At 50.7% G+C, this 20,526-nt stretch carries 18 protein-coding genes and 1 pseudogene; 11 read left to right on the top strand and 8 right to left on the bottom strand.

Annotation, left to right across the window (positions count from 1 at the left end):
- The first annotated feature begins 63 nt into the window (after nucleotides 1–63).
- A complete protein-coding gene (locus ACO0LM_RS22580) occupies nucleotides 64–681 on the top strand; it encodes a DUF1345 domain-containing protein (protein WP_423040147.1) in 618 nt (205 codons plus the stop codon).
- A gap of 22 nt (nucleotides 682–703) precedes the next feature.
- Here ACO0LM_RS22580 and ACO0LM_RS22575 read toward each other — a convergent pair whose 3' ends face one another.
- Nucleotides 704–1,135 (bottom strand): hypothetical protein, encoded by a 432-nt coding sequence (locus tag ACO0LM_RS22575; RefSeq protein ID WP_423040145.1) that lies wholly within the window; start codon nucleotides 1,133–1,135, stop codon nucleotides 704–706.
- 213 nt (nucleotides 1,136–1,348) lie between these two features.
- Here ACO0LM_RS22575 and ACO0LM_RS22570 point away from each other — a divergent pair, with 213 nt between their 5' ends.
- The gene (locus ACO0LM_RS22570; protein ID WP_423040143.1) at nucleotides 1,349–2,587 is read left to right on the top strand and encodes a nucleoside recognition domain-containing protein; all 1,239 of its coding nucleotides are present in this window, start codon (nucleotides 1,349–1,351) and stop codon (nucleotides 2,585–2,587) included.
- 49 nt (nucleotides 2,588–2,636) lie between these two features.
- On the opposite strand, the gene ACO0LM_RS22565 is transcribed toward ACO0LM_RS22570, so the two are convergent.
- Nucleotides 2,637–4,436, bottom strand: coding sequence for a M14 family zinc carboxypeptidase (locus ACO0LM_RS22565; protein WP_423040142.1), 1,800 nt, complete (start codon nucleotides 4,434–4,436; stop codon nucleotides 2,637–2,639).
- Nucleotides 4,437–4,458: 22 nt separating this feature from the next.
- Nucleotides 4,459–5,766: a TRZ/ATZ family hydrolase gene (locus ACO0LM_RS22560; protein ID WP_423040140.1), complete on the bottom strand. Its 1,308-nt coding sequence runs from the start codon at nucleotides 5,764–5,766 to the stop codon at nucleotides 4,459–4,461.
- 216 nt (nucleotides 5,767–5,982) lie between these two features.
- Here ACO0LM_RS22560 and ACO0LM_RS22555 point away from each other — a divergent pair, with 216 nt between their 5' ends.
- Both ACO0LM_RS22555 and maiA read left to right on the top strand, forming a co-directional pair.
- The gene (locus ACO0LM_RS22555) at nucleotides 5,983–6,678 is read left to right on the top strand and encodes a fumarylacetoacetate hydrolase family protein (protein ID WP_423040138.1); all 696 of its coding nucleotides are present in this window, start codon (nucleotides 5,983–5,985) and stop codon (nucleotides 6,676–6,678) included.
- A gap of 14 nt (nucleotides 6,679–6,692) precedes the next feature.
- Nucleotides 6,693–7,349 carry a maleylacetoacetate isomerase gene (gene maiA, locus ACO0LM_RS22550; protein ID WP_423040214.1) on the top strand — a complete coding sequence of 219 codons (657 nt, stop codon included), beginning with the start codon at nucleotides 6,693–6,695 and terminating at the stop codon, nucleotides 7,347–7,349.
- 137 nt (nucleotides 7,350–7,486) lie between these two features.
- Here the strand turns inward: maiA and ACO0LM_RS22545 are convergent, their stop codons facing one another.
- Nucleotides 7,487–8,137 (bottom strand): hypothetical protein, encoded by a 651-nt coding sequence (locus tag ACO0LM_RS22545; protein WP_423040136.1) that lies wholly within the window; start codon nucleotides 8,135–8,137, stop codon nucleotides 7,487–7,489.
- 488 nt (nucleotides 8,138–8,625) lie between these two features.
- Between ACO0LM_RS22545 and ACO0LM_RS22540 the strand changes: the two genes are divergently transcribed.
- The 4 genes from ACO0LM_RS22540 to ACO0LM_RS22525 all read left to right on the top strand — a co-directional run bounded on the left by ACO0LM_RS22540 (nucleotide 8,626) and on the right by ACO0LM_RS22525 (nucleotide 12,754).
- The gene (locus ACO0LM_RS22540) at nucleotides 8,626–11,412 is read left to right on the top strand and encodes a PAS domain S-box protein (protein ID WP_423040134.1); all 2,787 of its coding nucleotides are present in this window, start codon (nucleotides 8,626–8,628) and stop codon (nucleotides 11,410–11,412) included.
- A 98-nt stretch (nucleotides 11,413–11,510) separates the two neighbouring features.
- Nucleotides 11,511–12,083, top strand: a complete 573-nt coding sequence (locus ACO0LM_RS22535; protein ID WP_423040132.1) for an RNA polymerase sigma factor — start codon at nucleotides 11,511–11,513, stop codon at nucleotides 12,081–12,083.
- A 15-nt stretch (nucleotides 12,084–12,098) separates the two neighbouring features.
- Nucleotides 12,099–12,446, top strand: coding sequence for a hypothetical protein (locus ACO0LM_RS22530; RefSeq protein WP_423040130.1), 348 nt, complete (start codon nucleotides 12,099–12,101; stop codon nucleotides 12,444–12,446).
- Between the two features lie 11 nt (nucleotides 12,447–12,457).
- Nucleotides 12,458–12,754 (top strand): 4Fe-4S binding protein, encoded by a 297-nt coding sequence (locus ACO0LM_RS22525; RefSeq protein WP_423040128.1) that lies wholly within the window; start codon nucleotides 12,458–12,460, stop codon nucleotides 12,752–12,754.
- 111 nt (nucleotides 12,755–12,865) lie between these two features.
- On the opposite strand, the gene ACO0LM_RS22520 is transcribed toward ACO0LM_RS22525, so the two are convergent.
- On the bottom strand, nucleotides 12,866–13,180 hold the full coding sequence (locus ACO0LM_RS22520) for a chaperone modulator CbpM (protein ID WP_423040126.1): 315 nt from the start codon (nucleotides 13,178–13,180) through the stop codon (nucleotides 12,866–12,868).
- On the bottom strand, nucleotides 13,177–14,109 hold the full coding sequence (locus ACO0LM_RS22515; protein ID WP_423040124.1) for a DnaJ C-terminal domain-containing protein: 933 nt from the start codon (nucleotides 14,107–14,109) through the stop codon (nucleotides 13,177–13,179). The genes ACO0LM_RS22520 and ACO0LM_RS22515 overlap by 4 nt, the downstream gene beginning before the upstream one ends.
- 552 nt (nucleotides 14,110–14,661) lie before the next feature.
- On the opposite strand from ACO0LM_RS22515, the gene ACO0LM_RS22510 reads away from it, so the two are divergent.
- Together ACO0LM_RS22510 and ACO0LM_RS22505 are read left to right on the top strand one after the other, a co-directional pair.
- Nucleotides 14,662–15,024, top strand: a complete 363-nt coding sequence (locus tag ACO0LM_RS22510) for a translational machinery protein (protein WP_423040122.1) — start codon at nucleotides 14,662–14,664, stop codon at nucleotides 15,022–15,024.
- Between the two features lie 94 nt (nucleotides 15,025–15,118).
- Entirely contained in the window at nucleotides 15,119–16,063 is a 945-nt protein-coding gene (locus tag ACO0LM_RS22505; protein WP_423040120.1) for a CHAD domain-containing protein, read from the top strand.
- A gap of 51 nt (nucleotides 16,064–16,114) precedes the next feature.
- On the opposite strand, the pseudogene ACO0LM_RS22500 reads toward ACO0LM_RS22505, so the two are convergent.
- Together ACO0LM_RS22500 and ACO0LM_RS22495 are read right to left on the bottom strand one after the other, a co-directional pair.
- Nucleotides 16,115–17,841: pseudogene (locus ACO0LM_RS22500) on the bottom strand (cation:proton antiporter).
- 232 nt (nucleotides 17,842–18,073) lie between these two features.
- Nucleotides 18,074–18,406, bottom strand: a complete 333-nt coding sequence (locus tag ACO0LM_RS22495) for a DMT family transporter (RefSeq protein WP_423040118.1) — start codon at nucleotides 18,404–18,406, stop codon at nucleotides 18,074–18,076.
- Between the two features lie 391 nt (nucleotides 18,407–18,797).
- Between ACO0LM_RS22495 and ACO0LM_RS22490 the strand changes: the two genes are divergently transcribed.
- Entirely contained in the window at nucleotides 18,798–20,381 is a 1,584-nt protein-coding gene (locus ACO0LM_RS22490) for a methyl-accepting chemotaxis protein (RefSeq protein ID WP_423040116.1), read from the top strand.
- Nucleotides 20,382–20,526: the final 145 nt, after the last annotated feature.

Genomic DNA, 20,526 nt, shown 5'->3' with positions numbered 1-20,526 from the left:
AACGCGGGCCAGATTTTATTGACAGGAAAAATTATCAAAAAATTCATCAAAAGACGTCCCAGGTTGTTGATTACCCTTGGTTTAGGTACCGTGGCAGCGCTGGTCCTGCCGACGACGACACCATTGGTGACGCGGGCACTATGTGGTTGGAATGTAGGTGTCTGGCTCTATCTGATCTCGATGGCCTGGCTGATGATGCGTGCTGATAAACACGCGGTCCGCAAGATGGCGCAGCAGGAAGATGAAGGTGCGGTGGGGGTGCTGGTGATCTTGTCACTGTCAGCGACCATCAGCCTGCTGGCCATTATTCACGAATTGTCTGGCATGTCAGGCCTCAGCAGTGAAGTCCGGATACTGAAATACCTGTTTGCCGTCTCAACCGTGCTTGGTTCCTGGGTTTTGCTGGGAATCGTCTTTTGTTTTCACTATGCACTGCTGTTTTACAATTCGCCCGAAGAAAAACGTGCCTTGCATTTCCCGGATGATGTGGAGATGCCGGATTTTTGGGATTTCCTGTATTTTTCTTTCACCATCGCCGTGGCTGCACAAACCTCAGATGTGTGCGTCATGAACCGCCAGACGCGCAAGACAGTGCTTGCGCAGTCTGTGCTGAGTTTTTTCTTTAATGTTGCCGTGGTGGGCTTTTCCATCAATATCGCGGCTGCCCTGGTTGGTAACTAAGAACCTGTTTCTAAGGCGTCAACTACCGCCAGTGGTGATGGTCGCGTCTTTCATCACGCCAATCCCGCTCATGGCGTCTTTCCTGGTACCAGCCGTGCCTGTCGCGCCATGGGCGGCCATAAGTCTGTTCCACATACACATGCTCGACATAGGGTGTGGATGAGCGCAATACGATAGGTACCCCGCCCAGTCGCATGTCTGCATTTACAAAGTAGGGTAAGCGGCTGCCGGTTTCCCAGCGACGACCATTCGCCCAATACCAGGTGCGATGATCAGGCGCGTAATACACCTGGTGTGAAGGGTAGTAAATATAGTTGTAATTGCGCACTGCATGATGTGGTGACGGATAGTTGCGCCAGCCACGGTCAACATCATGTGCTGCGGCCACGCCTGTGCCGACAGCGTACAGAACTGTTGCGGACAACAGGCATTTCACGAGTAAGCTGGTTTTCATGACCCCACCTCTGATTTGTTGCGATGTCCATATAACGCAGGCCAGTACCGCCAGGACTACTTGAATTTGTATATCAGGTGGAAAAACTGCAACAGGATGTTTCAGGTATGTCTGCCGTCTATGGCCGCAAATGAAATTTTCATACTACGGTACCAGCTTTTCATGATAAAAAGCTTGCACTCCTACATCAAATGCACATCAAACACACAAGTCATGTTACTTAACTATATCTGGACCGGCTTTTTCTTGATCGGCTTTATTGCTGCCCTGGTGCAGTGGTTGGTGTTGGGGGATGTAGAGGTATTCAAGCGCATCATGGATGGGACCTTTGATTCGGCACGCATCGGTGTCATGGACATTGCCTTGCCGCTGGCAGGTGTCATGACGCTGTGGCTGGGTATCATGAATATTGGTGAAAAAGCCGGTGCCATCGACTTTATTGCGAAACTGATTGCTCCATTTTTTGCCCGCATTTTTCCGGGTGTGCCAAAAAATCATCCGGCCAATGGCCACATGGTGATGAATTTTTCCGCCAATCTGCTGGGACTGGACAATGCTGCCACACCGTTTGGCCTGAAGGCGATGGAAAGTCTGCAGAGCTTGAACCCCGACAAGGAAGAAGCCACCGATGCCCAGATCATGTTCCTGGTTTTGCACACGTCCGGGCTGACGCTGATACCACTGGCCATCATTGCGCAACGTGCGGTGCTGGGCGCGAAAGATCCTTCAGATATTTTCATCCCCTGCATGATCGCCACCTATGTAGCCACGGTGGTGGGCCTGGTGGCTGTGGCCATCAGACAGCGCATCAATCTGTTTGATAGGGTGATCATCGCCTGGCTGGGTGGCCTGAGCAGTTTTATCGTTGCCATGGTCTGGTATCTGAGCCAGCATATGACGCGGGCAGAGATTGAAGTGTTTTCCAAGGTCAGCAGCAATCTTTTACTGTTCACCATCATCGTCAGCTTCATTGTGGGGGCGATGCGCAAAAAGGTGAATGTGTATGAAGCCTTTATCGAAGGGGCCAAGGGTGGCATACAAACCTCGCTGACGATTATCCCGTATCTGGTGGGCATGCTGGTGGCGATTGGCGTCCTGCGCAATTCGGGGATACTGGGTTTTGTGGTGTCGGGCTTTAACTGGCTATTTACGCAGATGGGGGTGAATACGGATTTTACCGCTGCCTTGCCGACGGCATTAATGAAACCGCTGAGTGGCAGTGGCTCACGCGCGATGATGGTGGATGCCATGAAGACCTACGGTGTGGATTCATTCGTCGGTCGTCTGGCCTGTATCTTCCAGGGTTCGGCCGATACCACGTTTTATATCGTCGCGCTGTACTTTGGTTCAGTCGGCATACGCAAGACACGGTATGCCATCTCCATGGGTTTGCTGGCCGACTTGGCAGGTGTCGTGGCAGCCATATTTGTGGCCTACCTGTTCTTCCATTGATACAAGCTTGATTGGAAACGGCATGCATCCGTTGCATGCCGTTTTCAGTTCAAGGCCTGGTATTCAGGCGCAATACCGGATATACCTGATAACGCTGGTCCCAAGACGAATGGCGTTGGGCAAAAAATTCCAGGCGGGCAGAAGGGCTTTTGGCAAATTCTGGCTCGTCGGCAATTTTCTTTTCAAAGGCAGCTTTCAGTTGCGCATCGCTGGCAAGTTGCTGGCGGGCGACATCTTCTGCCACATAGGCTTCCATATATTCTTTTCGTTCAAACGCACCGTTAAACCAGCCCCAGTTGACCAGGGCATCTGGCGCTGATGGCTCGAACAGGGCAGCCACCAGACGGGCTTTTGCCTGTGCGATGGGAACGAACAGGGCACCCTTGCGCAGGGTTTGCGTCTTGCTTTCCCACTGGCCTTGCAGTTTCAAGGCCTGATGTCCTTCAAACGACTGGGCCTGCAAATTCACTTTACTTGCCTTGAACTGTTCGGTGTCAACATTGCTCAGTTCTTTTTGCATGATGCTGTACTGTATGCCGTGCTGCTGCAGTTTTTCCTTTACGGCTTTGCTGTAGGCGACGGGTATCAGGTAGCCAGCCTTGGGCAGCGTGACCACGGTATCGGGCAGAATTTCATCACGCAATTTGACATTCCATACCTGCGGTTTGTTTTCATCGTAACGTGTCATCAAGGCACCTGACACATCCGACATGTTACGGGTGTACGCATAACCGCGGAAGGCGATATCCTTGCTCTTGTCGCTGGTTTTATAAGTCACAGCCAATGCTAGCCCCGCCATTTGTGCGGCGCGCTGATCTGCTGCCTGGGCAGTTTTCAGCCATGCATCGCCATGCTGTGCGACTTGCTCCAGCACTGAAATAATGGTGTTGTGGGTAATGCGCACGCGGGTAGGGTAATCTTTCCATGAATGGGTTTCCACCAGCATGCCAAAGCGGTTGCGCAAGGGCAGGTAGCCATTCGAAAAACGCGGCGGCGGCACATTGTCGACAAAGCCTGACATGGGGTCATCTTCGTGCGCAAACGTCATGTAGAACGATAGCGGCAAAGAACCTTGTTTTGCCAGGTCAGCGATGACATTGTCGCGCAAGACTTGGCCGGCCTTGCGCATCTCTTCATCACCGGAATTGACAGGTTCCACCTGGATGGAAATATCATGTTCAAACTTGGCACCGTCGGTCACATGCAAATCGATGACAGCCAGTGGGTTCCAGGTATTGAAAAGTGCCAGCATGGCCTGCATTTCAGCAGAATCGGCTTTCACGTAATCGCGATTCAGATTAAAATTTTGCGCCGTCGTGCGCCAGCCCATTTCTTCCGGGCCGCGTTGATTGGGGCGATTCCATGCGCCGAAACGTTCGTGTCCATCGATATTGAAGACCGGCACAAACAACAGTATCTGGTGATTCAGCGCATTCGGTGCAGCCTTGTTGTCCAGCACTTCACGCAGGGCCAGGAAACCGGCATCCTTGCCATCAATTTCACCGGCATGAATGCCGCCCTGTATCAGGGTGACAGGGAGGTTTCTCTTGGTCGCTTCGCCAGCCTGGAAGACACCGGTGCGCGTCGCCAGCAAGGCCAGCATGGGGCGGCCTTCTGGCGTCCGTCCAAATTCCAGGCAGCGTACTTCCCTGGGATAGTTTTTCTGAAACGCCAGGCACAGCTTTTCCACTTCTTCGTAACGGCCGGTTTTCAGGAAGCCGGATTGTTCTGCCACCGTGGTCAGTGGATCGTTGCCTGCAAAGGCAGGTGACAGGGGCAGGGTGCTGGCAAGCAGCCCGGCCAAACCAGAATACACAGAGGTCTTGATGAACGCAGGTAATGATTTCATGATGGAAGTTAAATGAGTTTGTTCAGGCAGCCGTAATGCGTTGCTGCCACCAGATGGCTTTGTCTTTCAATTGGCTTGCATCCTGGGTCAGCAACTGGCGTTCTGCCATCAGGCAGCGGCCATTGACCCACACGTGACTCACCTGCTCACGGCCAGCCGCATAGACGATTTGTGATACGGGGTCAAACAGGGGTAGGGTTTCTATAGCCGACAGGTCAATTGCAATAACATCGGCCAGCTTGCCGGCAACCAGGCTGCCGATCTGCTTATCCTTACCTAAAGCCCTGGCACCGGCCAGGGTAGCCATTTCCAGTGCTTTGCCGGCATTCAGTGCGGTTGGGTTGCTGGACACGGCTTTTGCCAGCAAGGCAGCCATGCGCAAATCACCCAGCAGATCCAGTTTGTTATTGCTGGCAGCACCATCCGTACCTATACCCACATTCACACCTGCTGTTTGCATGGCGTGGATGGGGGCAAAGCCGGAAGCCAGTTTCAGGTTACTGGCGGGGTTATGCGCTATATGCACACCCTGTTGGGCCAGCAATTGAATTTCATCTTCATTCGCATGCACCATGTGGGCCGCAATCAGGCGTGGTGACAGCAAGCCCAGTTGATGCAGACGTTGCAGGGGGCGCATGCCGTGGTCGCGCAGGCTGTCATTGATTTCATCCATGCTTTCATGAATGTGGCAATGTATGCCCATGTCATGCTTGTCTGCCAGGGCGATAATTTTCTTGAAGGTGATATCTGACACCGTATAGGGTGCATGCGGTGCCAGCCGGAATTCAACCCCACTCTGCCCCTGGAAAGCTTGCTGCGCTGCCATGGCTTTGTCCAGATAGGCATCGGCATCGGCGGCGTAAGCAGTTGGAAATTCCAGTACGCTGCAACCCACTACGGTACGCATGCCGGAATGCAGGCCCGCACGTGCTACCGCTTCATGGTGGAAATACATGTCATTGATGGTGGTGGTACCGCCGCGCAGCATCTCGGCCATGGCATACACGCTGCCATCGAAGACAAATTCTTCTGATACGTGCTTTTTTTCTGCTGGCCAGATATGCTCATTCAGCCAGTCCATCAGGCTCAGGTCATCCGCCAGGCCACGCAACAGGCTCATGGCGGAATGGCCATGCAGATTGACCATGCCCGGCATGAGCGCGTGATTCTGCAGTTCCACATGCTGGGCATCGGGGTATTGTTGCCGTGCGTCTGTGCTGCTGAGTACGGCCAGAATTTTTTCATCCTGCATCACCAGCGCATGATTTTGCAGGACAGTGGCAGCCGGTTCTATAGGGATCAGGTATTTGGGGTGTAGGCAAGTCTTCATTTTTTACTCCGCGTTGATCATGCATTATAACTAGTTCATCAACAGGCGTGATTGGATGGCCTTATAGTAAAGTCAGGTGTCATCTGCATGCATGGCAGGCATCAAGGGAAAATGCCATAATAGAGTGGAGCCCAGGCAGTGCACAGGCAATGCAGGCAGTGCTGTTGTGCAGATTTACTGCTGTGGAGAGACGTACACGCAATGATCGGAGATGATATGGATTACCTTATTCCCCCTCAGCCCCAGGCGGCTGTTCCGGTGGCTGGCAGCACGGGGCTGTTTCCTGTACACAGAATTTACTGTGTTGGCCGCAATTATGTAGAGCATGCAAAAGAAATGGGCGGAACCGGTCGTGAGGCACCGTTTTTCTTCATGAAACCGGCTGACGCGGTGTTGCCTGTTGCCCCTGGCAAGGTGGGAGAAATGCCTTATCCTTCCATGACCAGTAACCTGCATCATGAGGTCGAACTGGTGCTGGCCATAGGCAAGGGCGGCAAGGATATTCGTGAAGAAGATGCCCTCAGTCATATCTGGGGATATGCAGTCGGCCTGGACATGACACGCCGTGATCTGCAGGCCGAGGCCAAAGAACAGGGGCGGCCGTGGTGTACATCCAAAGGGTTTGATTTTTCTGCGCCTATCGGTGCCATCCATGCAGCCGATACGGTGTCCGGCATGGAACAGGCCAGCATACGGCTGGACGTGAATGGCAAGACCCGCCAGGACAGTGATACCGGCAAGCTGATCTGGAAGCTGTCTGAAATCATCGCCAGTCTGTCGCAGTTGTATACCTTGCAGCCCGGCGACCTGATTTATACCGGCACGCCCGCAGGCGTTGCAGCCGTGCAGCGGGGCGACTTGCTTGAGGCCAGTATTGCCGGGCTGAGTAATTTGAAAGTCAAACTGGTTTAAGTGGCGGATATATGATGACACTCTATGGGTATTTTCGCAGTTCGGCATCGTATCGGGTAAGAATTGCTTTGAACCTGAAAGGGCTGGACTATGAACAGGTGGCAGTGCATCTGGTGAAAAACGGGGGCGAGCAATTTGCCCCTGCTTATCGCGCACTTAATCCTGACGCATTGGTACCTGTTTTGCAGGATGAGTATGAAGGTCATGCCGTGACGCTGACGCAGTCCATGGCCATGATTGAATACCTGGATGAAGTCTATCCACAGCCTGCGCTGTTGCCACCCGCCGCAGTGGCACGTGCACATGTGCGTGCACTGGCGCTGGCAATTGCCTGTGAAATCCATCCGGTGAACAATTTACGGATATTGCGCTATTTGACTGGGACTTTAGAGGTCAGCGATGATCAAAAAAATGCCTGGTATCGCCATTGGTGCGAGGAAGGCCTGAAAGTGCTGGAACAAAAACTGGCGATGGACACGCGCACCGGGCGTTTTTGTTTTGGTGATGAGCCTGGCATGGCCGACTGTTTCCTGGTGCCACAGATTGCCAACGCCCAGCGTTTCAATTGCGATTTGTCAGGCATGCCAGTCTTGATGCGCATACACCAGACTTGTCTTGAACATCCAGCCTTTATCAAGGCTGCACCGGCCAACCAGCCTGATGCAGAATAGTGGTGAACTGAGCAGTGCAGAAGTGAGTCGCGATGAAATGCAATAAGCAATTCAAGTCTCTGACTGGCGATACAGTGTAAAAGACCAGGGCCTCGATAGAGGCCCTGGCTTTATGGGTACGGAAGGGCAGTGCAGATTCAGTTGGGCAGTTCAGAATTGTCACTGTCCATTTTAAGCGTGTCGTTCAATACTGAAATCAGCAGCGAACGTGTGAGTTTGGATTTGGTGGTGTAGCCATCAATGGCGAAGACTTCACTGACTTGCCGTTCCGGCGCATAGCCTGGTTGTCCGGTACGCAAGACAATGCGCAAATTGGTCAAGCCCATTTCATTGCGGATTACACTGACCAGTTTCAAACCTGCATCGACAGTTTCCATCACCACATCCAGTAACACCAGAGCGATATCCTGATGGGTGCCGATGACGGTGCCAGCTTCTTTTGCCGAGTAGGCATGCACAAATTCCAGTGGGCGGCCATGTATTTTGACACCGCTCAGGGCCAGCAAGGTTGTATCGTGAACATTGCTGTCATCATCCGCAATCAGGATCTTCCAGGGATGTAACTCAACTTTTGCTTGTAATGATTCTTCGTCTTCGTCAATAAAATCAATAATGTCATCGTCCTGGTTGCTGCCAAATCCAGCATCGGACAAAAATTTACCATCCAGATACGAAAAAAAACCACTACCCGATGATCTTTCATTTTTTGCCATACGGTCACAAGCCATGACAGCGGCATAAAGATCATTTTGTAACAAGCCGGGTGTTCTACTGTGTTGACTCTTCATCAGTGCGCTCCCTGTTGCTTGAATTGTCTTACTTTCAGTTTAATCTTATGTGAAGCGCTCAGCTTAATCAAGCTCAAAGAAATGAAACAGGGTAAATAATCCTTATTGCAACACAGGGCATTAGAGATTGCTCAAGCTGCCCCATGAACTTGCTAAATCGGTGCAAAAAAGCCAGTTGACAGAGGCAGATTACCTGCAATGAGACGAAACAGTCACATGATGTGGCGATCTTCTGCTGGCAAAGAACCGTGGTTTGCACAGCTAAAATGCAGCATGGCCTGGTATTTGTTGGTAATCGGTTCTTTAACGGCCAATTAAATTTGCAGACAAGTACTGGTATTCAATTAAAATGATTCCTATAGAGTGCAAATAAACCACAGGTATTGCACCGCCAGATGCTTTGTGATTCGTCATGACTAAAAAGCCTCATTTGGGAGACGTTGATGGTAACTCCAGGTTTCCGCTCTCGATAGCGTCGCAGGATAGTCATGCCTTCGTCCTTTCTTCCCGCCGCCATTATTAGTTCTCTGGTCGCTTCGTTGCTGACCATGCTGGTGCTGTTTTATGTCCAGCATTTGAATGTGCATGCCAGGACCACCCGTTGTTGGGCGCTGGCCTATGCCTTTCTGGTTTTGCGTGGTGTCTGCAGCTTGCTGGCGCTGACTCCTGCACCGCTGTTTGCTCTGGGGGCCGATATATCCCTGCTTGCTTATGTTTGTTTTTTATGGGCAGGAACAAGAATTTTTTACGCGGTGACGGTGTATGTCATGCCTGTCATGCTGGGCTTTTCTCTCGCTGTCATGTGGCTGTTGATGACGTACGTGACGGGTGCCACCCTGTTCTGGCGCACACTGCCGGTATACTTTTCGGCAGGCTGCCTGCTGATTGCTGCAGCCATGACTTTCTGGCGCATGAAAAGTGGCAAACACAGCCTGGGTTACATTGTGCTGGGTGCACTGATTTTCCTGAAGGGTGCGCATTTGCTGGATTTCCCCCTGTTGCGAGACTATCCTGAATTCGCCTCACTGGGTTTTGGCATCGGTGCTTTTCTTGATCTGGCGATAGGCATGCTGTTCATGGTGGCTGCCTTGCTGCGTCAGCAGGAAGATGCCTATCGCACCAATGAAAACCTGCTGCAGGAAATACAGGAGCGCCAGCACATAGAACGCATGTCGAAAGAACGTAATGCGTTGTTTGAAAAAGTATTCCAGTTGGTGCCGGACGTATTGACCATTTGCCGCGAAAAAGACGGATGTTACCTGGATGTGAATCGCCATTGGGAAACCGTTACCGGCTATTCCAGAGATGAGACGCTGGGGCGCATTTCACTCGAAATGAATTTGTGGGCAGACCCCAGCAAGCGCCCGGAAATGCTCGCCATTCTTGCGCGCGATGGTGAAGTCAATAATTATGAAACGATATACCGCCACAAGCAGGGACATGAATATCATGTGCTGATTTCCGGCACCCGCTTTGATGCCGGCAGTGAACCTTACATCGCCTATGCTATGCAGGATGTGACTGCATTGCGCCGGGTGGAAAAACTGCAGGTACAGGTAGAGCGGGAACTGCAGGAACGTGAAAAACTCCTGGCGACCGTGTTTCAACTGGTACCCGACATACTCACCATTACCAAGATGGCTACGGGGCAGTATATAGAAGTCAACCGTAACTGGGAGCCCATGTCTGGTTTTACCCGTGAGTATGCGATAGGACGTACATCGAATGAGATGAATTTATGGGCCAAGCCAGAGCAGCGCGACGAACTGATCGCCCGTATCAAGCACGATGGTGAAGTCAGGGACATGCACGTTTCGTTCCGCCGTAAAACTGGAGTGATCACGCAATGTCGCATTTCGGGTTCCAAATTTGAAGCAGGAAATGAAGAATATTTGCTGCTGTCTTCACGCAATATTGATAGTGAAATCGCAGCAGACGCAACGCGATTGCAAGTGGAGTCGCTGCTGCGCGAAAACGAGCATAAATATTCCACACTGTTTCAGTTGTCACCGATTCCTCTGGGCCTGGTGGATGTGAAGGCCGATCGCATCGTCGAAGTGAATGATGTCTGGCTGAAGGAATTCGGCTATACCAGGGATGAGGTTGTCGGGCAGCTTACCAGCGCACTTGGTTTTGATGCGCAGGTAGAAAAACGAAAAGAATTTGATCAGGCGCTATTGCGTGGCAAAAAGGTGGATCAGATGGAAGTCCATTTGAAATCCAAGGATGGCACCAGCTTGATTTTTCTACTGTCGGCCAGGTTGATTAAAATGCGCAACAAGCGTATGTGTATTTTCTCATTGCTGAATGTGACCCGTCAGGTAGAGGTCGAGCATGAAATCCGTGAGATGACGGCACAGCTGGAAGAACGGGTGAAATTGCGCACCCTGAATCTGCAGCAGGCCAATGCCGAGCTGGCATCCGCCATGGCGTCACTCAGGCATACCCAGGATGAATTGGTACGTGCAGAAAAAATGGCGGCCCTGGGTTCACTGGTGGCAGGGGTTGCGCATGAATTGAATACTCCCATAGGGAATAGTGTGACCGTTGCCAGTACCCTGCAAGACAAAACCAAAGATTTAATGGCGGATCTCCGTGAAGGCAGACTGAAGCGTTCAATGCTGGATACTTATGTAGATACCGCCAGCAAGGGAACTGAACTGCTGATGCGCACTCTTGGCATGGCCAGGGAATTGATACGCAGTTTTAAACAGGTGGCCGTTGACCAGTCGAGTAGCCACCGGCGCAATTTCGATTTGCAGACGGTGCTGGAAGAGCTGATCGTGACCATGGCACCGATGTACAAAAATAGTCCTTATACTCTGTTGACCGATCTGGCACCAGGGATAGGCATGGATAGTTATCCCGGGCCATTGGGGCAGATCGTGACCAATTTCATGACGAATGCACTGACGCATGGGTTCGAGCATCGTACCAGTGGTGAAATGCGCCTGATCACCCATCTGCAGGACGATGGCAGTGTGCAGATCATATTCTCAGACAATGGCATAGGAATGAATGAGCATGTCAAGAAAAGGGTCTTCGACCCCTTTTTCACCACCAAGCTGGGGCAGGGGGGATCGGGCCTGGGAATGAATATTGTGTACAACCTGGTGACTGGCGTGCTGGGAGGCGAGATACAACTGCACAGCCAACTGGACGAAGGAACGACCTTCATCATGACCCTGCCGCTGGTCGCACCACAGATTGCCAATGAAAAGAATGCAAGGGGCGCTGGTAAAGGCACTGGTTTCGAAGCCGGTTTCCCCTCATAATCACATAACAAAAAGTCATTGCAGGCATGCTGGACTGACTTTTCTGCAGTTTTCTCGTTTCCCTACAATATTGCTTGTCATGATGCGTCTACATCATCATGGAAACCACATTAACCCCTGACGAATTGATGGCTGATCAAGATAATCACATCACTGAAACGGTATTGCGCGAGCGTGCCCGCCTGGGTAGTTTCATACGCAAGCGTGTCGCCGATGCCAGTGAAGCAGAGGATATCTTGCAGGATGTGTTTTATGAGCTGGTCGAGGCTTACCGGCTGCCAGAACCTATTGAACAGATAGGTGCATGGCTGTTTCGTGTGGCACGTAACCGCATTATTGACCGTTTTCGTAAAAAGAAAGAACTGCCTTTGCCAGAGGCGGGGGAGGGAAGCGATGACGACATCTGGCTGGACAAGCTGTTGCCATCGACAGACGACGGGCCGGAAGCCGCCTATGCACGCAATGCCTTGCTGGCGGAACTGTACGATGCCCTGGAAGAATTACCTGAAGAGCAGCGCGACGCCTTCATTGGTCATGAGATAGAAGGTCGCAGCTTTAAGGACATGGCAGCCGAAACCGGCCTGGGCGTGAATACCCTGCTGGCACGCAAACGCTATGCCGTCCTGCATCTGCGTAGCCGCTTACAGGAAATATTTGACGAATTGAATTGAAAGAGGAGTATCACCATGTTACATCGTTTTAAAGTATTGAAGTTCATCATTCTGGTTGTCGGCGGCATCGCCGCATTGAGCTGGGTCGTCATGATGTTATGGAACTGGCTCATCCCAGCCTTGTTTGTCGGCGCCCGCAGCATTGATTTCTTGCAGGCAGTCGGTTTGCTGGTGCTCAGTAAAATCCTGTTTGGCGGCTTCCGTGGCCACCATGGTGGCTGGCACAGGCATGGCGGGCATCATTGGCAGCATCAGCGCTGGGAAAAATTGACGCCTGAAGAACGTGAAAAATTCCAGCATGGCCTTTTTGGACGCAGAAAGCATAGGGACGAGGTACACGTCAAAAATAACGGGCAGGCCTGATGCAGACGCAAATGCAGACGCAAAAACTGGACGAATGCAAGCAAGACCCCGGCATTATCGTCCCGGTTGTGAATTTCAGTCGATGCGAAGGCAAGGCCGATTGCGTGCCGGTCTGTCCTGAGCATGTTTTTGAAATTCGCAGGATTACCACTGACGATTATAAAGAACTGGGTTTGCTGGCACAGATCAAGCAACGTGTACATGGCATGAAGGTCGCCTACACACCGCGTGCCGATGCGTGCCGCGCTTGTGGCCTGTGTGTGATAGCTTGTCCGGAAAAGGCCATTACCCTGCGCAGAGTTGGATAATGGGCTCTTCCTGATGAGGCAGGAGCAAGCATTGCACATCAATGCACAGGAGAGGCGCTGTAACGCAGCCTGGGCGGGATTTGCGCAGCAATGTCTGACGTAAGCTAAGGCTTATTGGAAGCGTGCACGAAGTACATTCAATTCGCCTTGCAAATCGTCTATGCGTCGCATCAATGTCAGGGCCAGCATCATGCCGTGCCTGTCCAGTTCGAAATCATCACGTAATCTACGGGCACTACTCGCAATGACAATGGAATGCATTGGAAAGAATTTCTCCGTTGCCTTGCCATCGATGGGAACGAGAATGCCATTCTCTATCAAATCGCTTACTTCTTCGGCAGACAGACCAGATACTTCACTCAGATACGACACTGAGCAGGCATTTTGCTCATCGAGCAAGACCCATTCAGAAATTTGAACTTTCATTTTGCCTCCTTATTGAACTGGGCGCGGGGTTTGAAGGCGGATATATCGGAGAGTTGTTGGTACAAATCCTGCTCGGCTTCGCTGACTTCTTTTTGTATCTGGATTTGGGCGACGGCGTACAGATCTCCCATTTTTCCATCTGCTGTCGGCAATCCACGCTTTGCCAGGCGCAGGCGTTGTCCGGAAGATGTCCCTGGTTTTACCTTGAGTTCGACTTTACCTCCAAGAGTTGGAATCTCAATAGTTGCACCCAGTGCAGCTTCCCACGGTGCCATCGGCAGATCAAAATAGAGGTCACGTCCGCTAAGGCGAAATAGAGCATGCGGCGCTATTGTCAAAATCGCGTAAAGATCACCGGATTTACCACCATTGTGACCAGGGCCACCTTTGCCACCAAGTCGCATGCGCTGGCCTTCCTGCGCGCCCTTGGGGATGGTTATGCGGAAGGTATGTGGCACACGATGAGGCAAGCCGTGCTGATCAAGTTCTGGTAGTTCGAGCGATACATCAGCGGCACCACCATTGAACACGGTTTCCAGTGAAATGGAAACAGCTACTGAATAATCTTCACCTGTCACGGAAGAGTTGGTTCTCCGCTGACCACCAGACCTGAATGCATTTAAAAAATCAGAAATGTCCACATCATCGAAGGACGAGGCATTCGCGCCATATTGCGCTTGCCATTCCGGTGGCGGGGTAAAGTTTTCGCCATTTGAGTGGCTGCCTATTTGATCATATTCTTCACGTTTCTCTGCGTTTTTCAAAGTCGCATAGGCTTCAGCAATTTCTTTAAATTTGTCTTCGCCTTTGGGGTCTTTTGATACGTCAGGATGATACAAGTGCGCCAGTTTTCGATAAGCTTTTTTGATATCGTCTAGCGTCGCGTTTCTGGTGATACCCAGCACCTGATAGTAGTCTTTATATTTCATGAGAATCCGAGCTCAATTAATTTGTTCTGCGTCATTCAGGTCCCTTGCTATCCAGACACTGTATTCAAAGGCATAAGGCTTTAGCGTTAGATTGGGCTTCTACAGTGGGCCTGTACCAAGCTTATTTGAATGCGATCTACATTTTTAGCAAACCAGCAGGTGTTCAGACTGCATTGATAAGAAGCGACTATCTGTTCGGTGGCACACAGACTGTGTTGATGCTATACGTGCAATGTGTGTTTGTATGAAACCTTTGATAGCAGCAGGCGATGCATTGTCGAAGTTCTCAGCGAAATATCTGTAAGAACCTGTTTCCGATCTTACTGCGCGAGCGTGATCGGGGCTCATGCGCTGCTCAAAATGCTCATGTACTTAAGTACATTCCGCTTTTTGCGCTGCTCTTCACCCCGCTGACGCTCGCTCGCTACAGATCGTAAACACGTTCTAAGGACGATAAGAGCCGCATGTTTACTTTGGATTGCTTTGTTTATCAAACTTTAAAATGTAAGATTTTTTCCGTGGAGATATTTCATGCTATCTAACAACGTCCTGGTGTGGATTGATCATGTCCAGGCACACCTTATTCATTTCAATCCAGAAAAGGCTGAAACTGAAATTGTCTATACGCATTCAAACCATCCGCATTTGCACACCAAGGCCGGCGTTATCGGGGCGGGGCGCGCTCCGGAAGATGCCCATTATTTCGACGACATTGCCACAAAGCTAAAAGACGCCCTGGGAGTTCTGATTGTCGGGCCTGGCTTTGAAAAACTGGAACTGATGAAGCATTTACTGACAAACTATGATGCGATTGCGCAAAAGGTCAAAAGCATAGAGACAGTAGATCATCCAAGCGACGCACAATTACTTGCTCATGCGCGTGCTTATTTTCTGAAAGCGGATAAACTGACGTAAAGGATGCATGGCAAGTGCTGGTATTCACAGGGCATAAATCGCATGGTGCCGAATCTGGCACCTTGATACCTGGCAGAAAAATTGGGAGACAAGTTTGTTATCACAATTAAAGCAGTCAATGAGGGTGAAGTTGCATCAGGTAAAATTGCGCCGAAGCATGAAAATAGAACAGGCAGCGCAAATAATCATTGCACATTGCGTGGCGCAAATTCAGGATAGTCAGTCTGCCGTGACTGAAAGCGATGACCCCGAGTGCATTCATCGTATGCATATTGGCTTGCGTCACTTGCAATCAGCGTTGACTTTGTTTAATGAATTCATGTTTCTTCCAGAAAAGCTGCAAGCAGAGCTAGGTAGCTTGTCATCGAAATTGGGAACGGCACATGATTGGCGTCTTCTTTCAGATTCATGCTTGACTGCAATCAAAGCGACGGCTGAAGAGCCACAGATACTGGCCTTGCGCCAGATTGCTTTGCAAATGGCGCAAGAAAGAGAAAAGATTGCCTATGCCGCCATACGGTCCAGCCGTTATAAGCGATTATTATCGGGTTTATCAAGTCGGATTGAGGCACCTCATGCACCTGCCAGCAATTATCGTGCGCATAAAAAGAAAAAACCCTGTGAAAAATTAAGACATTTCATTCAAAAGAATTTACGTCGACAGCAACTTCATTTGCTCAAGCGCGGTGACAAATTGTTTGGAAAAAGAAGTGAGCATAGTCCAAAGGAAAGTCATCAATTCAGGATAGAGGTAAAGCATGCGCGCGATTCCTGCCTATTTTTCAGAAGATTTTTTTCCAAGCAAGATATGGATGATTATCTGGCTTCATTAAGCGTATTGCAAGACCGCTTAGGGATGATCAACGATGCCGTCGTTGCCGGCAGGTTGTTGGGTGAGCTTGGTCAGGAACGGGGCGAGCAAGTGGCAAGCTGCAGCTTTGTACGGGGCTATCTGTTTTTGCAGCTGAGGCAGCTTCAGCGAAAACTTGCGCCGCTTTGGAAGCGCTTTCATGGGGTGAATTTCCCCAGGCTAAAATGACGGTGGATGCGTCAAACATGCTGGGGAACTGGTATGCATCATTGATGCAAATTACACCTGGGTTTGCGTGTGCGTATGCTTGTCGTCGTCTGGTTTGAAGCGATTCAATACATGATGCGCCATGCCTTTCGCCAATTCTTCTTCGCCAAAGAAAACATCGCCTATTGCCTCCTTGCGTAACAAAATCGATTCGTCTTCGCTATGTGTACGCAGCAAAATTTCTATGTTGGGGTTGAGTGTACGGGCAGTTTTTGCCATGTGGCGCGCATTCAGTGTATCTGGTGTTGCCACCACCAGCATCGCGGCATTGGCAATATGCGCCTGTATCAATACTACTGGGTCTGCAGCATTGCCGGAAACGGCTGCAATGCCTTTTTTGCGTATGCCTTCCACGATTTCACGATTCTGCTCGGCAATGACATAGGGAATACCTCGTTCATCCATGGCCTTGGCGATGCGGCGGCCTACTCTGCCATAGCCAACCAGCACGACCTGACCTTCCAGGTATTTGCGTTCTGTACTCATGGGTAGTTCTGCGTAGGGATCCTGGCGCTGGTCCAGCTGGCGCGCCAGGTCAGAATGCGATAGGGCCCATTTTCTTATCGGCCCTATCAGCGTGAACAAAAAAGAATTCAAACCTATGGAGATCAGTACGCCCGCCAGTATCAGGCTCATCCCTTCGGCAGGCAATAAGCCGAGTGATAATCCCAGGCCAGCCAGGATGATGGAAAATTCACCGATTTGCCCCAGGCTGGCACCGATTGAAAGGGCAGTGTTGAGTGGATAGCGCAGCAGGATGACCAAAGCCGCAGAGGTGAAAAAATTACCCAGGATGACGATGGCGACAACACAAAGAACCCGCATGGGCTCTGCTGCCAGGATGCCAGGGTTAAATACCATGCCGACGGATACAAAAAACAGTACGGAAAAGGCATCGCGTAACGGCAGTGATTCTTCAGCAGCGCGATGGCTGAATTCGGATTCGCGCATGACCGTACCTGCAAAGAACGCCCCCAAGGCAAAAGACACACTAAATATGACAGAGGCACCATAAGCAATGCCGATGGCTGTCGCTATCACCGACAAGGTGAATAGCTCGCGCGAGCCGGTACGCGCAACCTGCCACAATAACCAAGGCAGGGCGCGGCGGCCAACAACCAGCATCAAGGCGATAAATACGGATACCTGCAACAGTGTTTTACCGATGGTCATCCATAGCGGCGCAGAGCCTGCCGCTATGGCAGTTGTGCTGCCCAGCACGCCCGCCAGCGGCGGTAGCAAAACCAGTACCAGCACGGTAACCAAATCCTGAACCACCAGCCAGCCAACTGCTATGCGACCGTTCATGGTGTTCAGCAAATTACGTGCTTCCAGTGATTTCAGCAAAACGACCGTACTGGCGCAGGCCAGTGATAATCCAAAATCAGTGAGCCGCCCAGGCTCCAGGTCCACCATGATGCAATGACTGCACCCAAGGCAGTAGTCACGCCCATTTGCAAGACTGCACCAGGAATGACGATCCGTCTTACCGCCAAAAGATCGCTGGGTGAGAAATGCAGGCCTACACCAAACATCAGCAGCATGACGCCAATCTCTGATAATTGTGAAGCGATATTCACATCCGCCACAAAACCAGGTGTGGCGGGCCCTATCATGATCCCTGCCAGCAGATAACCGACCAGGGCAGGAACTTTAATTTTTTCTGCAATGAATCCGAGGACCAGTGCACCGGCGAAAGCGGCAGCAACAGTGGTGATCAAAGAAATACTGTGGTCCATTCGACTCCTTAATTTTAACCACGGCCAGTCGCTGCAGTTGGTGTGGACGGGTGCTTGAGGTGCCTTGCATTGCATGCTGAATCGTCTTGTCCGGATTCATTTCTTGAAGAAATAAGTTTTGGAATGTCATCAAGCGCACTTCTGCAAGTGTGGATGAGCATACATGGCTTTATCCTGGAAGAGGGAAATAGTAGATTCAGTATTGCTTCCGGTCAAAAATTAACCGGCACCTTTAATGCGCAACAGACTTTGAAAACAGGTTCATCACCATGACGCCCGAGATGATCAGAGCCATTCCCACCATGGCGGGCAGATCAAGTTTTTGACCATACACGATCCAGGCAATTGCGCTCACCACAACCACGCCAAGCCCCGCCCATATCGCATAGGCGACACCAACTTGCATGGTCCTTAATGTCAGTGACAGAAAGTAAAATGCAATCAGGTAACCTGCTGCAACAACAATCGATGGAATTGGTTTGGAAAAACCTTCGCTTGCCTTGAGTGCAGACGTTGCGATTACCTCGCCGGCGATGGCGATCCCCAGGAAAAACCAGTGATTCATAGTGATGTCCGTATCAAGGAAAAGCTTATGTCAACATGCCTTAGTTTAAATGCCAGATCAAAAAAATAACAGTCTTGTTCTTTATTGGTTCTTGTGAGCAAACTCAATGGGTACTGGCTCAGGTGGCTGGCCAAGTGAAAGTTTTAATCCATCTTTATATGCTGATCAAGATAGCAAGTTGCGGCACGATTTCTCAAAGCACATGCTTTTAAGCTATGTTCTTTTACCAACTTAATCTTCAACAATTGAAAATATTTGCTATTCTGAAATCGTGGATTGTCAAAAAGAACTAAACATTTAACAATAATTCACCAGCATAGCAATAGCTTGGGTGGACAATGGATATTGTTTAAGGGCAATGATTTGCGACGATTAAATTGAGGAGATCACGATGGTCAATCTTACTATACGGTTCAGGCTTATTCTGACCATGGCAGTCATGGGGTGCTTGCTGGTTATCGTGGCGGTACTGGGCATGGTTGGTGGTGACCGCAGCAATGGCGTGATCAACGATATTTTTACCAACCAGCTACCGTCCGCTGTTGCCATTGGTGAGACTCAGGTAAACACTTTGCGCGCCAGGGCTGCAATTGACCGGGTGGTGATGCATCCTGATGCCAGCGAAGCTGCGGCAACCATCAAGCGATCTGAAGACTTTATCAGCCGGGCTGATAAATCCTGGGAAAAATATCTGGCATTGCCCAGTGATGCAGAAGAAAGGAAAATTTCTGATGACGTTACTGCAAAGCGCAATAATTTCCTCAACGAGGGTTTCAAGCCACTGGTGGTAGCGTTGAAGGCTGGTAAGCAGGAAGATGCTGATGCCATCGTCATGGGTAAAGCTGCAAAATTGTATACCGCGTTTTCAGAAAAGGCAGATGAGCTGGTCGCCTATCAGACTAAAACGACAGAACAACAGTATCTGGAAAGCCAGGCCATGAACCGTACTTTCCGCTGGTTGAGCATCAGCGCGTTGGTCGTGGGATTGATATTGGTGATTGTTTCCAGCGTCTTGTTATTGCGTGCCATTACCCGCCCCCTGAATCAGATGCTGCAGCATTTTGATGCGATTGCGGCTGGCGATCTGACGGCACCTGTCCATGCTACTTCCCATGATGAAATGGGACATTTGATGACAGGCCTGGAAAAAATGCGTGTCAGTCTGGTAGAGACTGTTGCCCGTGTACGCAAGGGAAGTAGTTCCATCGCGACTGCAACCGATGAAATCGCCAAGGGCAATATGGATTTGTCTGGTCGTACTGAACAACAGGCCGCCAGCCTGGAAGAAACCGCGTCGTCGATGGAAGAGCTGACTTCAACAGTGAGACAGAATGCAGACAATGCCAAGCAGGCGAACCGACTGTCCATCGCCGCTTCCGAAGTGGCGGTGCGTGGCGGCACCCTGGTGGGTCATGTCGTCACCACGATGAGTTCGATTAAAGAGAGCTCAGGCAAGATCGTGGATATTATTGGTGTGATTGACGGCATTGCTTTTCAGACGAATATCCTGGCATTGAATGCCGCAGTAGAAGCCGCACGTGCCGGTGAGCAGGGCCGTGGTTTTGCCGTGGTCGCCAGCGAAGTCCGCACTCTGGCCCAACGTTCTGCCAGTGCCGCGAAAGAGATCAAGCAGTTGATTGATACCTCGGTAGAGAAAGTGGATACCGGCAGCAAACTCGTAGATGACGCTGGCAAGACCATGAATGAGATCGTGGACTCCATCAGAAATGTCACCGACATCATGGCTGAAATTACCGCCGCCAGTATCGAACAAAGCCAGGGTATCGATCAGATCAATACGGCTGTGATACGGATGGATGAAGCAACCCAACAGAATGCCGCCCTGGTTGAACAGGCCGCCGCAGCAGCCGGCAGCACCCAGGACCAGGCGCAACAACTGATGGATGCAGTCAGAGTCTTTAAAATCGTGGATATGGCACCATCAAACAGCAAAGCCATGCGCCTTGTTGCCTGATCTGGTGTGTTGTATGGACGCAGTGATCTCGCCGTTACACATTTGCTGTGGCGCTGTGGCTAGCATTGGAATGGTGGTTTAATCGTATATAGATGAGCATATTCAAAAACAGAGAAAGCCCTTGATCATCAAGGGCTTTTTTATT

The organism is Undibacterium sp. Di26W, from assembly GCF_049340265.1.
Taxonomy (GTDB): domain Bacteria; phylum Pseudomonadota; class Gammaproteobacteria; order Burkholderiales; family Burkholderiaceae_D; genus Undibacterium.
This window is presented reverse-complemented; position numbering and strand designations above follow the sequence as displayed.

Coding starts and splice junctions, on each gene's coding strand:
- ACO0LM_RS22495 (WP_423040118.1), bottom strand. CDS start 18,406: ATGAATCACTGGTTTTTCCTGGGGATCGCCATCGCCGGCGAGGTAATC.
- ACO0LM_RS22530 (WP_423040130.1), top strand. CDS start 12,099: ATGTTACATCGTTTTAAAGTATTGAAGTTCATCATTCTGGTTGTCGGC.
- ACO0LM_RS22540 (WP_423040134.1), top strand. CDS start 8,626: ATGCCTTCGTCCTTTCTTCCCGCCGCCATTATTAGTTCTCTGGTCGCT.
- ACO0LM_RS22515 (WP_423040124.1), bottom strand. CDS start 14,109: ATGAAATATAAAGACTACTATCAGGTGCTGGGTATCACCAGAAACGCG.
- ACO0LM_RS22545 (WP_423040136.1), bottom strand. CDS start 8,137: ATGAAGAGTCAACACAGTAGAACACCCGGCTTGTTACAAAATGATCTT.
- ACO0LM_RS22570 (WP_423040143.1), top strand. CDS start 1,349: ATGTTACTTAACTATATCTGGACCGGCTTTTTCTTGATCGGCTTTATT.
- ACO0LM_RS22535 (WP_423040132.1), top strand. CDS start 11,511: ATGGAAACCACATTAACCCCTGACGAATTGATGGCTGATCAAGATAAT.
- maiA (WP_423040214.1), top strand. CDS start 6,693: ATGACACTCTATGGGTATTTTCGCAGTTCGGCATCGTATCGGGTAAGA.
- ACO0LM_RS22560 (WP_423040140.1), bottom strand. CDS start 5,766: ATGAAGACTTGCCTACACCCCAAATACCTGATCCCTATAGAACCGGCT.
- ACO0LM_RS22565 (WP_423040142.1), bottom strand. CDS start 4,436: ATGAAATCATTACCTGCGTTCATCAAGACCTCTGTGTATTCTGGTTTG.
- ACO0LM_RS22490 (WP_423040116.1), top strand. CDS start 18,798: ATGGTCAATCTTACTATACGGTTCAGGCTTATTCTGACCATGGCAGTC.
- ACO0LM_RS22525 (WP_423040128.1), top strand. CDS start 12,458: ATGCAGACGCAAAAACTGGACGAATGCAAGCAAGACCCCGGCATTATC.
- ACO0LM_RS22575 (WP_423040145.1), bottom strand. CDS start 1,135: ATGAAAACCAGCTTACTCGTGAAATGCCTGTTGTCCGCAACAGTTCTG.
- ACO0LM_RS22520 (WP_423040126.1), bottom strand. CDS start 13,180: ATGAAAGTTCAAATTTCTGAATGGGTCTTGCTCGATGAGCAAAATGCC.
- ACO0LM_RS22555 (WP_423040138.1), top strand. CDS start 5,983: ATGGATTACCTTATTCCCCCTCAGCCCCAGGCGGCTGTTCCGGTGGCT.